The 13,647-nt window shown below is 72.2% G+C and carries 14 protein-coding genes; 3 read left to right on the top strand and 11 right to left on the bottom strand.

Annotation, left to right across the window (positions count from 1 at the left end; genetic code table 11):
• Window positions 1–373 precede the first annotated feature (373 nt).
• Genes LIU39_RS13735 through LIU39_RS13750 form a run of 4 tightly spaced genes read right to left on the bottom strand, consistent with a single transcriptional unit; the run spans window position 374 to window position 3,448 of the window.
• Window positions 374–1,516 (bottom strand): protein-L-isoaspartate O-methyltransferase family protein, encoded by a 1,143-nt coding sequence (locus LIU39_RS13735; protein ID WP_227046979.1) that lies wholly within the window; start codon window positions 1,514–1,516, stop codon window positions 374–376.
• The gene (locus LIU39_RS13740; RefSeq protein ID WP_227046980.1) at window positions 1,513–1,944 is read right to left on the bottom strand and encodes a lasso peptide biosynthesis B2 protein; all 432 of its coding nucleotides are present in this window, start codon (window positions 1,942–1,944) and stop codon (window positions 1,513–1,515) included. The genes LIU39_RS13735 and LIU39_RS13740 overlap by 4 nt, the downstream gene beginning before the upstream one ends.
• Window positions 1,941–2,234, bottom strand: a complete 294-nt coding sequence (locus LIU39_RS13745; protein WP_227046981.1) for a PqqD family peptide modification chaperone — start codon at window positions 2,232–2,234, stop codon at window positions 1,941–1,943. Before LIU39_RS13745 ends, LIU39_RS13740 begins: the two co-directional genes overlap by 4 nt.
• Window positions 2,228–3,448: an asparagine synthase-related protein gene (locus LIU39_RS13750; RefSeq protein ID WP_227046982.1), complete on the bottom strand. Its 1,221-nt coding sequence runs from the start codon at window positions 3,446–3,448 to the stop codon at window positions 2,228–2,230. The genes LIU39_RS13745 and LIU39_RS13750 overlap by 7 nt, the downstream gene beginning before the upstream one ends.
• On the opposite strand from LIU39_RS13750, the gene LIU39_RS13755 reads away from it, so the two are divergent.
• Entirely contained in the window at window positions 3,442–3,966 is a 525-nt protein-coding gene (locus LIU39_RS13755) for a tyrosine-type recombinase/integrase (protein ID WP_227047079.1), read from the top strand. The genes LIU39_RS13750 and LIU39_RS13755 overlap by 7 nt on opposite strands.
• A gap of 3 nt (window positions 3,967–3,969) precedes the next feature.
• On the opposite strand, the gene LIU39_RS13760 is transcribed toward LIU39_RS13755, so the two are convergent.
• Complete coding sequence (locus LIU39_RS13760; RefSeq protein WP_227046983.1) at window positions 3,970–5,352, bottom strand: C39 family peptidase; 1,383 nt, start codon at window positions 5,350–5,352, stop codon at window positions 3,970–3,972.
• 196 nt (window positions 5,353–5,548) lie between these two features.
• Between LIU39_RS13760 and LIU39_RS13765 the strand changes: the two genes are divergently transcribed.
• Window positions 5,549–6,133, top strand: coding sequence for a uridine kinase family protein (locus LIU39_RS13765; RefSeq protein ID WP_227046984.1), 585 nt, complete (start codon window positions 5,549–5,551; stop codon window positions 6,131–6,133).
• 473 nt (window positions 6,134–6,606) lie between these two features.
• Window positions 6,607–8,496: an AAA family ATPase gene (locus tag LIU39_RS13770; protein WP_227046985.1), complete on the top strand. Its 1,890-nt coding sequence runs from the start codon at window positions 6,607–6,609 to the stop codon at window positions 8,494–8,496.
• 26 nt (window positions 8,497–8,522) lie between these two features.
• Here the strand turns inward: LIU39_RS13770 and LIU39_RS13775 are convergent, their stop codons facing one another.
• From LIU39_RS13775 to ribH, 6 genes are all read right to left on the bottom strand, one after another.
• Window positions 8,523–9,704, bottom strand: coding sequence for a hemolysin family protein (locus LIU39_RS13775; protein WP_227046986.1), 1,182 nt, complete (start codon window positions 9,702–9,704; stop codon window positions 8,523–8,525).
• Window positions 9,701–11,062: a hemolysin family protein gene (locus tag LIU39_RS13780; protein WP_227046987.1), complete on the bottom strand. Its 1,362-nt coding sequence runs from the start codon at window positions 11,060–11,062 to the stop codon at window positions 9,701–9,703. Before LIU39_RS13780 ends, LIU39_RS13775 begins: the two co-directional genes overlap by 4 nt.
• Before the next feature lie 219 nt (window positions 11,063–11,281).
• On the bottom strand, window positions 11,282–11,740 hold the full coding sequence (locus LIU39_RS13785) for a PH domain-containing protein (RefSeq protein ID WP_227046988.1): 459 nt from the start codon (window positions 11,738–11,740) through the stop codon (window positions 11,282–11,284).
• 58 nt (window positions 11,741–11,798) lie between these two features.
• Window positions 11,799–12,647: an ATP phosphoribosyltransferase gene (hisG, locus tag LIU39_RS13790; RefSeq protein WP_227046989.1), complete on the bottom strand. Its 849-nt coding sequence runs from the start codon at window positions 12,645–12,647 to the stop codon at window positions 11,799–11,801.
• Between the two features lie 50 nt (window positions 12,648–12,697).
• Window positions 12,698–12,970, bottom strand: coding sequence for a phosphoribosyl-ATP diphosphatase (locus LIU39_RS13795; RefSeq protein WP_227046990.1), 273 nt, complete (start codon window positions 12,968–12,970; stop codon window positions 12,698–12,700).
• A 170-nt stretch (window positions 12,971–13,140) separates the two neighbouring features.
• Window positions 13,141–13,626 (bottom strand): 6,7-dimethyl-8-ribityllumazine synthase, encoded by a 486-nt coding sequence (gene ribH, locus LIU39_RS13800; RefSeq protein WP_227046991.1) that lies wholly within the window; start codon window positions 13,624–13,626, stop codon window positions 13,141–13,143.
• Window positions 13,627–13,647: the final 21 nt, after the last annotated feature.

Consider the following 13,647-nt stretch of genomic DNA (forward strand, 5'->3'; position numbering starts at 1 on the left):
AAGCGGCTGTGGCGGGCGGCGTCAAAGGCGTCGCCCATGGGCCACCACATGAGTTTGAAGTCGGCTTCGGTCGGGGTGAGTTCTTGGGGGCCGAGGATGAGGTGGCGGGCTTCGTAGAGGTGAACGCGGGTGGTGGAGGCCAGCGTTATGGCGTAGGAGCCGAGGGGGCGCCACTGCTGTGCGGTGCCGCCAGGAAGGATCACCGCCGTGGCGGGGGAAGTCAGCGGTGAGGAGGGCGACGAGGCCCTGGCCGTCCCGGGCCACTACGACGGAGGCGTCCCGGGACGGTGCAGTGCGTTCGGCATCGGTCATGCGCGAGCGTAGCGACTACCCACATACCCAGGGTGGTGTGGGAGGGGCGGTGGTTGGCGCACTAGTTGCGTTCGCGGGACGACCAGTTGGCCGGGGAGAGGAGGGGGTGTTCCGTTGTTCCTGCGGGGGCCAGAGTGCATGACCAGGCCGTGAGTGCGGGGCGGCCCTCGTGGTCCCAGTCCGTGACGTACTGCGCTACCTGGTCGGCGAGGTCTTGGGCCTTGGGGCCGGGTGCGGGGTGGAGTCCGCCGGGTTGGACGAACACTGCGATGTCGTCGTCGACGAGCGCGCACCCGGTGTAGTCGGTGGTGCCTTCGGCGCCTGCGCAGGTGGTGCGTGCGTCGCGGGCCGCCAGGTGCATCCACAGGTCGACGTAGGACCCGCGGGCGTCCAGGTCACCGGGGGTGGGGTGGAGACGGGCGCAGGAGGCGGCTGGGGCGGGAAGGCGCTGTCCGCGAGTGGCCGGTGAGGTGGCGGCTCCGGCGTAGAGGGGGCCGGTGGCATTCATGAAGTCGGCGTTGGCCACCAGTTGCCCGACGAGGCTGTCGGCGTCGGTGCGGGTGACGCGGAGCAGAGGGTGGAGGCCGCCGTGCGCGACGGGGGCGAGGATGGCACCGTCGGGGGCGAGCTGGTCGAGCCAGGCCGGGGAGATGCCTGCGATGCCGCAGGTGACGAGGATCAGATCGTACGGGCCGCCTTCCGGGTGTCCGAGGTATCCGTCCCCGGTGTGAACGGCGACGTGCCGGCTGTCCGCGCGGGCGAGGGCTTCTCGGGCTTCGGCGGCGACGAGGGGGGAAGCTTCGACGGTGTGGACGTTCGCGCCGGTGATGTGGGCGATCAGGGCTGCGTTCCACCCGGTGCCCGCGCCGATCTCCAGGACCTTCAGGCCGGGCCGTAGTTGGGCGGCTTCCAGCGTCTTGGCGACGATGGAGGGCTGCGAGGCGCTGGAGAATCCGCCGGCGTCGTCAGCGGGGGTGTGGGTCATGATGCCGCGGTCGGTGTAGGCGAGGCGGAGAAGTTCGTCGGTGGGCTGCTCGGGGTCGACCGTTGTGTGCTGACCGGTGGCGTAGTGCCCTGCGATGAACAGATGCCGGGGCACCGCTTCGATGGCCGCGGCCACGGTCTCGGAGCGGAGGGCGTTCTTCGTCCGCAGGTCGGCGGTGAGTGCTTGGGCCCTGGGGGTCCAGTCGAGGGTTGTGGTCATCGGCGCGTGTGCTCCTGGGGGCCGTATCGGGTGACGGGTGTGTAGATGCGGGTCGGGTCGCTGGGCTCACCGGCGGGTCGGCCTTCGGCCTCCAGCCAGGCGTGGACCTCGGCGGTGCCGGGTTTGATGCCGACGACCAGGGCGGGGGTGTGGCCGTGGGCGCGGCAGTACAGCAGTGCCGCCACCGAACGGGACAGACAGGCGCGACGGCCACCAAGGCGGAGGTTCGCGGTGCAGACCGCCAGTACGGCGTGCTCGGTCTCCGCCGTACTGGAGGGGCGGGCCCGGCGCTGGGCTCGGGCCAAGGTGCGTTTCAGCCGGGACGTGCTCGCGCTGATCGGGGGTGCGAGGGCCCCTGTCGTGCGGGCGAGGACGTACTGCCACGGGCCGAGTCGGATGTGGGGCGGCAGCGCGACGGGGAAACTCATCGCGTGCTCCCCCGGACACCGGATTCCCCGCGCTGCCGCACCACTCCGGCCTCCTGGAGCTTGCCGAGGAGGGCGTCGAGGTCGGCGCGTAGCCGGGTGCGGGGGACGGCGGGCCAACGGCGGGCCAGTGCCTCCTCGGCACTGCCGACCGTGCCGCCGCCCGCGAGTTCGGTGACGGCCACCGCCGCGGTGGGGTTGAGCGTCCACACCTCGCCCGCGGGGCTGATCAGGTTGGCGCGGCCGGTCGCCGGGTCGGTCACCACGCGTACTCCGGTCGTCAGGGTCAGCATCGTGTCTCCGCGGGGGGAACGAGGGTCGGCAGGGGGCGGTTGTCGGCGGTGCGGGCCCAGATCTCGCACATGACGGTCAGGTGCAGCAGGAGGTCGGTGCGCTCGTTCAGACGGTCCCAGCCGGTGAGCGCCGCCCGCAGGCGTTCGGCGTCGATGAGCCCGTACGAGGCGAGCAGGCAGTCCGCATCCAGCAGTCGCGCGAACGCCCCCTGCATGGCGGCGGCTGCGCTCGTGGTGTCGGCGCTGTATCCGCCCTTGGTGCGCCGGGTGAGATGGGCGGCGGGCACGATGCCGCGCATCGCCGCGGTGAGGAGCGGCTTGTTCTGGTACGGGCTGGTGCGAGCCTCGGCACGGGTGGCCAACGCGGCTTCGATGACCTGTTGATCGGCGTACGGGTAGCCGAGCCGGATACCGAACGGGCCGGCGACATCGGCCTGGAGCCGGTTCCAGCGAGCCAGCGCCCGGATCGCGGCCATCGCCGTGTGCTGGTGAGGACGATCATGCAACGGTTCCGCGACGTCTGCTGCCGCACCCACGGTCTCGGCCAGTACCGTGCGGGCCGACGGGGTGAGCCACGGCGGGACATGCGGCCCGGCTTCCCACCCGAAGGGCTCGCCGTCCCCGCGAGTGAGACACCCGGCGAGCCACGCCGCGTACGGCTCCGGCGCCACGGCCCGGGACCGGATCTGCTGGACGGGCACGCCCCACAGAGCAGCCCACCCCTTCACATGCTGACGGGCGGTGCGCCGATCGCGGCGGCGGGTGTACCAAAGGTAGGGCAGGGCGGTCAGCGTCAGTTCGTCTCCGCCCTTGCCCGACAGCAGCGTCCTGGCTCCGGCTCCGGCGGCGTGACGCCACCAGAAGGCCGAACGCAAAGGGCTGGCGGCGGAGGGCGACGGCGCGTCCAGCGCGAACGGCGCGTCCATCCCGGCGAACTGGCCTGGTATGGAGCCGACTTCGAAGACGTCGTGTGAGGCGCCGGGCTGGGATGTGGCCACCAGGCGGGCCCAGTCGGTGTCGTCGTTCCCCGGATCCGCCGGTGCGCGCGTGAAGTTGGCCAGCCGCGCGCCGCCGACCTCTTCGTAGGCAAGGGCGGACAGCGCGGCGCTGTCGGCGCCTCCGGACAACTCGCAGCCCACCGACGGTTCGCCGCGGGTGCGCACGGCCACCGCGCGGTGCAGCGCGTCGCGCAGGGCCGGTGCCGCTGATGGCATGCGGCGGACTCCGCATTGGCGAATCGCTTGGCGTCTTCCCGGAGGATTTCCAAGAAGGCACTTTGCGCCTGCGGCGTCAAATAGTTCGAAACCGAGATAAGAACGGAATCTACACACCACGCTACGCATCCCTGAAGCACCGAAAGGAAGGAGAGTGGCGCGATGCTCCCATCCCTGGCTTCCTCTCCGCCCAATCCGATCGATTCTCCATCGTCAATCAGCAAGGCGGCATGACCTACCCCGGACTTGTCCGAAGCTCCTGGGATCGAGCCATCAAGCGCCTGGGGCTCCGCGCGTACACGCCGCACGACCTCCGCCGTAAATGGGCAACCCTGACCTTGACGAATGGAGTCGCCATTCACGAGGTGTCCCGTTGGCTCGGACACCGCTCCATCAAGGTCACGGTCGACCAGTACGGACACCTCACCCAGGACGGGCGGGAGCGCTGCCGCCAGGTGGTGACGACGGCCTTCCAGGGCCACCTTCCGCAGGAGCTGTCGGTCCACCTGGCGGCGTGACCGCTACACGATCCCGAGTTCCTGCAGGACGCGGTGCTGAGTTGGTGCTGGGTTCACGGGGAAGTAGAGGTAACACACTCCCCCACTACCGCTCTTGACCTGCCCTTTCGCGTCATACCGCTTCGTCCGCAGCCAGATGTTCTCGAACTGGCGGCGCGAGTAGACGTGGCGGACGGCGGGGTCGTCCTTGGAGGCCGGGTCGTTGGCGATGACGTCGCCGGATTCGGTGAAGCCGATGACGGTCATCAGGTGGCCCGCGGTGCCGTAGCCCGCGCCGTCGAGTTCGGTTGCCAGGAAGGACAGGGAGGTGATGACGGGGATGCCCGCCCTGACCAGGTGTTCGACGTCGGTGAGGGAGGCGAGGCGGGTGATGACGGCCTGGAGGTCGCGGTAGGTCGCGGCGTAGGCGGCGTTGAAGGGCCAGTTGCCGCAGCCGGCGTACTGGCCGTCGAAGGTGTGGCGGGCGGCGTGGCAGACCTGGGGGTCGGCGTAGGCGGGATCGACCCAGGCCAGGTCTTCGGGGGTGGGCCTGCGGCCCCAGAACTCGATGACCATCTGGGACGAGGTGGGGCTGCACCACGCCTCGCCGCCGTTGTCGTACTCGGGGTACTGGCCCTTGTGGATCTCCTGGGAGTAGCGCGGCACGTCGAGTTCCCTGCCGGTCGCGACCCCGGGCCGGGAGGCGGGGACCTCGAAGCGGTCGGGGATGTCCGAGCCCATGGCGCCGAGCCACCGGACGGTCGGGGTGCGGTCGCTGCCGGGGGTGCGGTGGAGGGTGAGGCGGAGTTCGCAGGCCGTCAGGCGGAGGCCGCTCGCCGGGTCGTCGACGGCGAGGGTGTCGGTGGAGACGCTGCTCCGGCCGTCCTTCTGGCCGTCGACGGAGGTGCGGCGGATGTCGGCGTCGCCGTCGCCCGAGGTCCAGCGGCCCATGACGTACCAGGGGGTGCGGCCACCGTCGCCGTAGGTGGCCCGCAGTTCGACGGTGAGCCAGGTGCCGGGCGGGGTGTGTGCGTTCCAGGAGGCGATGATCTCGGTGGCCGGGACGGCGAGGGTGTGCCGGGGGCCGGTCCAGGTGGCGTACTCCCAGGCGGCGGTCCTGCCGGTGTGCGGGTCGTGGTAGTCGGCGGTGCCCGCGGGGGTGGCGAGGGTGAGGCCGGGGCGGCGGCCGGACACGACGCGGGTGCCGTCGGCGCGGCCCCGGTTCCAGTCGGCCGCGGTGGTCCAGGCGTGATAGTCCACGAGGCTCCTCTGCGGCCCGGAGGCGGCGGGGTCCGCGGTGGCGGGTGCGGCGGTGTGCGGCTCGGCGGACGCCGAGGGGACCGCTGCACCGGCCGCCGCCGCGAGGGCGGCGGCCAGAACGGTGCGGCGGGGCGCGGAGCTGGTCATCGGGGATCCCCCAGTCGGTTCGGCGGACGGGACACGGGCCGGATCGGTGCGACGGCGGGCGCGGCAGCCGGGTGACGCACCCGGCACCGCCCGTAGGCAGGCAATCAACTATCGCGTTCCGGCCGGGCTTCGGCCAGCGGTTGGACGCGCGTCGCGGCGGCAATATTGGTGCAGACCACTGACGTACGCTGGCGCGATGAACCAGGATCTGGCGCCGCTCGCGGCCCGGCTCGGCGCCCTGCCGCCGTCCTGCGGGCCGGTCCGGCTGATCGCCGTGGACGGGCACGCGGGCTCCGGCAAGAGCACCTTCGCCCGGCGGCTGGCCGAAGCGCTCGGTGGCGCGCCCGTGGTACAGACCGACGATCTCGCCACCCACGAGCAGCTTTTCGACTGGGCCGAGCGGTTCCGCACGCAGCTGCTGGAGCCGCTGACCCGGGGGCGCCGGGCTCGCTACGAGGTCTACGACTGGGTGCGCGGTGCGTTCGGCGGGGTGCGCGAGCTGGAGCCGGCGCCGGTGGTGCTGGTCGAGGGTGTCGGCAGCGGACGCCGGGCGCTGCGGCCGTACCTGGCGTGCCTGCTGTGGATGGAACTGGCGGACGCGCACTCCTGGGAGCGGGGGCGGCTGCGGGACGGACCGGATCTCTCCGGTTTCTGGGATGGCTGGATCCCGGCGGAGCGCGCGCACTTCGCGGCGGACCCGTCGCGGCCGTACGCGGATCTCCTGGTGTTCCAGGGGAAGTTGGGGTACGAGATGCACATGGGGCCCGCGGCGGGCCCCTGAACTCCCCCTGTTTTCACCCTCTGTTACCGGACATGAACCGTACACGGACGACCCTTGACCGGCTCCCGCCGAGTGCCTCAACTCGGCTTGACCTGGGGGGCGTACAGGACTTACGTTCTCATTGTGCGGTTCTGACGGACCGCCCGCAGTCACGAAGCCCCCGGTTGTTCCCCCGTGATCGGGGGCTTCGTTCTGCGCGGATTTCCCTTTTGCCGCCCTCGGCGCCGCCTCCCCCTCACCCAGGGTCACCACACCCTTCGCGCCGCTCCGGCCCGCCTTCCCCGTACCGCCCCCTACGGCCTGCACCGATACCGCAGGTACCATGCGAGTCGGTGCCACCGAAGGACGGGCGAGGGCCGACGGCGTTCGTGGCGACGACAACTCCCGCCCGCCGACCGCCGGTTCGGGACGGACTGCGGTCCGGCACTCGTCCGGCGGCACACCACGGGGTACGTTTTTTGTGGGGGGACGCGATGGATTCCGGCACACAGGGCACGCCGCCCGCCCCGGCCGAACTCGCCTGGCTGCGCGCGGTCGACGCCTACACCGTCGGCGCGTATCCGCAGGCCGAGGAGGAGTTCCGGGCCGCGGTGCGGATGGATCCGACGATGGCGGACGCCTGGCTCGGGCTGCACGCACTGCGCGCCGACACCTCCACCGCACTGCTGCGCATGCACCGCCACCGCGACCGCTTCGGCGAGCAGCGGGCCCGGCACCGACGGTCCCTCAACTCCTGGTACTGGCTGGGCTGGTGGGTCCAGCCGGTGCTGGAGACCGGCCGTGACCTGCTGCTCGCGCACGCCTCCCACTGGCTCGACGGCCGCCACATCGCCGAGCTCGACCAGGCGCTGGCCGGCTGCCCGCCGGTCGACACCGACCCCCAGGTCCGTTTCCTGCACGCCTGCCGCGGCTATCTCGTCAAGGACTGGGACCAGTTGGTACGGCACACCGAGCCGCTGCTCGACGATCCCGCGCTGGGCATCGAGGCCGGGCTGTTCGGCGGCATGGCGCGGGTGCGTCTGGAGATGTACGGCCAGGCCGCGCCGCTGCTGTCCACCGCCCTGATGCGCTGCCGCAGCGAGCAGCCGCAGCGCAAGGAGCTGCGCTACTGGCTGGCCCGCGCGCACGAAGGCACCGGCCGCTCCGCCGCCGCGCTCCCCCTCTACCGCGCCGTGCACCGCGTCGACCAGGCGTTCATGGACACCACGGCGCGGCTCGCCGCCATCGCCCAGGCGGACGGCCTGGAGGAGGGCGGCGATCTCGCCGCGGTCTCCGCCTCCGGCTTCGGCCAGGAAGCGGGCGGCGATCTCGACCCGCTCGGCCCGCTCGACCCCGTCGATGGGCGCGAACTGCCGGGCAGCGGCGATCCCGGCGCCCCCGAAGAGGCCGGCGGCGCACCCGGCGTGGCCGGCCGGACGCGGAACAAGGCGGCGGCACCGGCACCGCGCGGCACCGAACGGCTGCCCGCCGGGCCCGCCGACCCGGTACTCCTGGAGAAGGCGCTGGCCGAGCTGGAGCGGATGGTCGGCATGGAGCCGGTCAAGCGCCAGGTACGGGCGCTCTCCGCGCAGCTGCGGATGGCCAGGCTGCGGGCCGGGCAGGGACTGCCGGTGCAGCCGCCCAAGCGGCACTTCGTCTTCTCCGGCCCCTCGGGCACCGGCAAGACGACCGTGGCCCGGATACTCGGCCGGGTCTTCTACGCACTCGGACTGCTCGGCGGCGACCATCTGGTGGAGGCCCAACGCGCGGACCTCGTCGGCGAGTTCCTCGGCCAGACCGCCGTCAAGGCCAACGAGCTGATCGACTCGGCGCTGGGCGGCGTGCTCTTCGTCGACGAGGCGTACAGCCTGTCCAACTCCGGCTACAGCAAGGGCGACGCGTACGGCGACGAAGCCCTTCAGGTACTGCTCAAGCGCGCAGAGGACAACCGCGACCGGCTCGTCGTCATCCTCGCCGGCTACCCGGAGGGCATGGACCGCCTGCTGGCCGCCAACCCGGGCCTGTCCTCCCGCTTCACCTCCCGCGTCGACTTCCCCAGTTACCGGCCGCTGGAACTGACCGCGATCGGCGAGGTGCTGGCGGCGGAGAACGGCGACCGCTGGGACGAGGAGGCCCGCGACGAGCTGTGCAGCATCAGCGGCCATGTCGTCGAGCAGGGCTGGATCGACGAGCTGGGCAACGGCCGCTTCCTGCGCACCCTGTACGAGAAGAGCTGCGCCTACCGCGACCTGCGGCTGTCCACCTGGCGCGGTACCCCGGGCCGCGACGACCTCGCCACACTCCGGCTGCCCGATCTGATGCAGGCGTACGGCGAGGTGCTGTCGGGCCGCGGCCCGAACCCGCAGGGGCCGCCGCCGGCCTGACCGGCGGCGATACCCCTGCGTCCGCGTCAGCCCGCCAGTGCCCGGTCCTCGTCCTGGCGCGCCGGATCGTCCTGCGGTACGGCAGCCGCGGGCGGCTGCGAGCCGTCGCGCGGGGCGGCCGGCCGCGCATCGGCGACGGCCGCGGGGCGTGCGTCGCGGGCGCCGTGGCTGCCGGTCGCCGTGCGGTGGGCGGGATCCCGCATCTCGCCCACCAGCATCTCCAGGACGTCCTCCAGCGCGACCAGGCCGACGACCCGGCCGGTGGGCCCGGCGACGGCGGCGAGGTGGGAGGCGGCCCTGCGCATCGCCGTCAGGGCGTCGTCCAGGGGCAGTGCGGCGCGCAGTGTCGCCATCGGGTGCCAGATCCGTTGCGGCACCGCACGGTCCCGCTCCTCCAGGTCCAGCACGTCCTTGACGTGCAGATATCCCATGTACGCTCCGCCGGGCGCGCAGACCGGGAAACGGGAGTAGCCGGTCTTGACGGTCAGCTCCTCGACCTGGCGCGGGGTGACCGTCGGGTCGACGGTGACCAGGCCCGCCGGGTCGAGGAGGACATCGGTGACCGGACGGCTGCCCAGCTCCAGCGCGTCCGCGAGCCGCTCCTGTTCGGCCGGGGCGAGCAGGCCCGCCTGTCCCGCGTCCTCGACGAGGTGGGTCAGCTGCTCGCTGGTGAAGACCGCCTCGACCTCGTCCTTGGGCTCGACGCCGAAGATCCGCAGCACGCCCCGGGCGCAGGCGCCGAGCAGCGCGGTGACCGGACGGCAGAGGCGGGCGAAGGCGACGAGTCCCGGGCTGAACCACAGGGCGGTCTTCTCGGGCGCCGCCATCGCGAGGTTCTTGGGGACCATCTCGCCGATGACCAGGTGCAGAAAGACCACCAGGGCGAGGGCGATGGCATAGCCGAGCGGGTGGATCAGCGGTTCGGGAAGGTGCACCGCCTGGAAGACCGGCTCCAGCAGGTGGGCGACGGTCGGCTCGGCGACCGCACCGAGCGTCAGGGAACAGACGGTGATGCCGAACTGGGCCGCCGCCATCATCTGCGGCAGATTCTCCAGACCGTGCAGCACCTGGCGGGCCCGCTTGGAGCCCTCGGTGGCCAGCGGCTCGATCTGGCTGCGGCGTACGGAGACCAGGGCGAACTCGGCGCCGACGAAGAAGCCGTTGGCGAGCACGAGGAGGACGGCGAGCAGAAGCTGGGCGGCGCTCATCGGGCCACCTCCGCGCCGGCGCCGACAGGCTCCCTGGCCGGGGCCGCGCCGACCGCAGCCGTGCGCACGATCCTTATCCGCTCGGCTCGGTGGTGCGAGACCAGCCGCACCCGCAGCCGCCAGCCGTCGAGTTCGGCGGTGTCGCCGGGGGCCGGGATCCGGCCGAGTATGTGGGCCACCATTCCCGCCACCGTCTCGTACGGGCCGTCGGGCGCCTCCAGGCCGATCCGCCGCAGCGTGTCGACCCGGCAGCCGCCGTCGGCGTCCCAGGCGGGCCTGCCGTCCTCGGCCGGGGCCTGGCCCAGCTCGGGCAGGTCCACCCGGTCGTGCTCGTCCCGCACCTCGCCGACGAGTTCCTCGATGATGTCCTCCAGCGTGACCACACCGGCGGTGCCGCCGTACTCGTCGACGACCACCGCGATGGGCTGTTCGCTGCGCAGCCGCTCCAGCAGCGGCGCCACCGGCAGCGTCGCCGGGACCTGGAGGGGCGGTACCGCGATCCGGACCGCCGGGGTGCGCAGCCGGTCGTGCGCCGGGATCGCCAGCGCGTCCTTGAGGTGCACCATGCCGACGACCTCGTCGAGGCGGGTGCGGTAGACGGGGAAGCGGGAAAGGCCCGTGGCGCGGGTGAGGTTGACGACATCCTCCGCGGTCGCCGAAGCCTGGAGCGCGCTGACCCGCACCCGCGGGGTCATGACGTTCTCCGCGGTCAGGTCGCCGAGGGACAGGCTGCGCACGAACAGGTCGGCGGTGTCCTGCTCGATGGCGCCCGCCTGGGCGGAGTGGCGGGCGAGGGAGACCAGTTCGCCGGGGGTGCGGGCGGAGGCCAGTTCGTCGGTGGGCTCCACGCCGAGCGCCCGGACGAGACGGTTCGCGACGGTGTTCAGCAACGTGATCACCGGACGGAAGAAGCGGGAGAAGGCGCCTTGCGGGGCGGCGACGAAGCGGGCCACCTGGAGCGGCTTGGAGACCGCCCAGTTCTTGGGCACCAGCTCGCCGATCACCATCTGGACGGCGGAGGCCAGCAGCATGCCGATCACCACGGCGATGCCGGGCACCGCGCCCTGGGGCAGCCCGGTCGCGGTCAGCGGCCCGTTCAGCAGCTCGGCCAGCGCGGGCTCGGCGAGCATGCCGACGACCAAGGAAGTGATGGTGATGCCCAGTTGGGTGCCGGACAGTTGGAAGGACAGCTCGCGGAGCGCGGACACGACGGTGGCGGCGCGGCGGTCACCGTCGGCGGCGGCCCGCTCGGCCTCGGCCTTCTCGACGGTGACGAGACCGAACTCGGCGGCCACGAAGAAGCCGTTGGCCAGGATCAGCACGAGCGCGGCGGCGAGCAGCAGCAGCGGGCCGGTCATGCCGCCGCCTCCGTCGTCCGCGGGTGTTGGGGAGGGGTGGCGCAGGTACTACAGGACGATCCGTCCATTGCTGGAGGGAGTCACTCCTCAGGTCGCAGTGGCCCCGGGGCGGGGCAGGGCGTGAACAGCGCCCCGCAGAACAGAGTAATCAGCGGGGCGCGGATTCGAGGTGAACACCTCTGAGAGCGAAGTCACCGGCCGGGCCGACCGGCGGCGGCGTCACCCGGCGGCGGAACCGCCGGCGCCGTGGCTCTCGGCGAGCGCGCGCAGCGCGCGGGCGTCGCGGACGGCGTGCTCCCGGCCGATGCCGGGCTGGATGCCCATCGCGGGGAGGCTGGTGCCGTCGGCGAGGTCCAGGTGGACCCAGGCGTCGCCGTTCCGGAGGTTGACGCGCAGCACCTGGGCCCAGGCCAGCTCGCGCCGGGTGGTGAGGTTGACGACCGTGAGGCCCTCCTGCCGTGCGACCACCTTGGGGCGGGCGAGCAGCAGGAGGACGGCGAGCACCACGAGACCGGTGAGGACGAAGCTGACCCGCTCGCCCCCGGTCAGCTCGGGCAGCGCCAGCGCGATGGCCGTCAGCGCGGCGAACTGGGCGATGCCGACGGCGTACAGGACGGCCCGGGTACGGGTCGGCCGGAAGGTCACCGGGAGGCTGGGCAGGGATGCGGGCGCGGACACGTCGTCGGTCTTCCGTCTCGTGGGCAGGCGGTGGTGCGGGCCGTTCGACGGCCGCGGGTCAGAGCCGGCAGGCGTGGATGCCGGTGGTCAGGATCGCGCGGGCGCCGAGGTCGTACAGCTCGTCCATGATGCGCTGGGCGTCCTTGGACGGGACCATCGAGCGGACCGCGACCCAGCCTTCGTGGTGCAGCGGGGAGACGGTCGGCGACTCCAGGCCGGGGGTGAGCGCCACGGCCTTCTCGACGTGCTCGACGCGGATGTCGTAGTCCATCATCACGTACCGGCGGGCCACCAGGACGCCCTGCATACGGCGCAGGAACTGGCGCACCTTCGGGTCGTCGGCCGGGGCACCGGTGCGGCGGATGACGACGGCCTCGGACTTGAGGATCGGCTCGCCGATGATCTCCAAGCCCGCGTTGCGCAGGGTGGTGCCGGTCTCCACGACATCGGCGATGATCTCGGCGACGCCGAGCTGGATGGCGGTCTCCACCGCGCCGTCGAGGTGGACGACCGAGGCGTCCACGCCGTTGTCGGCGAGGTGCTGGGTGACCAGGCCGGAGAACGAGGTGGCGACCGTCATGCCGCCGAACTCGGTGACGTCCTTCGCGGTGCCCGGACGGGTGGCGTAACGGAACGTGGATCCGGCGAAGCCGAGCTGGAGGATCTCCTCGGCCTGCGAGCCGGAGTCCAGCAGCAGGTCGCGGCCGGTGATGCCGATGTCGAGCTTGCCGGAGCCGACGTAGACCGCGATGTCGCGCGGGCGGAGGAAGAAGAACTCGACCTCGTTCTCGGCGTCGACCAGGACCAGTTCCCTGCGGTCCTTGCGCTGGCGGTAGCCGGCCTCATGGAGCATCGCCGACGCAGGCTCGGACAGTGAACCCTTGTTGGGGACAGCGATGCGCAGCATGAGGTGGACTTCCTTCGGTGGGTGGGGTGTTGAGGGGTGAGCGGGGAAGCTCAGAGGTGGCTGTAGACGTCGTCGAGGGTGAGGCCCTTGGCGATCATCATGACCTGGAGGTGGTAGAGGAGCTGGGAGATCTCCTCCGCGGCCGCCTCGTCCGATTCGTGTTCCGCGGCCATCCAGACCTCGGCGGCCTCTTCGACGACCTTCTTGCCGATCGTATGGACGCCGGCCTGGACCAGCTCGGCGGTACGGGAGGTCGCGGGGTCGCCGGTGGCGGCCTTCTGCTGGAGCTCGGAGAAAAGCTCCTCGAAAGTCTTCTTGGACATGGTGATCCCTACCCTAGCGGGCAATGTCGGAGCGGCGCGCAGCGCCACCGCTGAAGGGCGGTGGCGGGCGACGGGCGGGCGCGCAGCGCCACCGCTGAAGGGCGGTGGCGGGCGACGGGCGGGGGCGCAGCGCCACCGCTGAAGGGTGGTGGCGGGCGACGGGCGGGCGGTCAGCGCCAGGGTTCGGACACGGTGCGCAGGGTGGCGGCGGTGGCGACCGCCGCGGTGACCGCTTCGTGGCCCTTGTCCTCGGTGGAGCCCTCGATGCCCGCGCGGTCCAGGGCCTGCTGCTCGGTGTCGCAGGTCAGGACGCCGAAGCCGACCGGGACGCCGGTGTCGACCGCGACCTGGGTCAGGCCCTGGGTGACGCCCTGGCAGACGTAGTCGAAGTGCGGGGTGCCGCCCTTGATGACGACGCCGAGCGCCACCACCGCGTCGTAGCCGCGGCCGGCCAGGACCTTGGCGACGACGGGCAGCTCGAAGGCGCCTGGCACCCGCAGCAGCGTCGGCTCGTCGATGCCCAGCTCGGCCAGGGCGCGCAGGGCGCCTTCCACCAGGCCGTCCATGATCTGCTCGTGCCATTGCGCCGCGATCACGGCGACCCGCAGGTCTCCGCAGTTCTTCACGGTCAGTTCGGGTGCGCCCTTGCCGCTCACAATTCTCCTCGTACGGGTGAT

It is taken from the genome of Streptomyces pinistramenti, assembly GCF_020564935.1.
Taxonomy (GTDB): Bacteria; Actinomycetota; Actinomycetes; order Streptomycetales; family Streptomycetaceae; genus Streptomyces; species Streptomyces pinistramenti.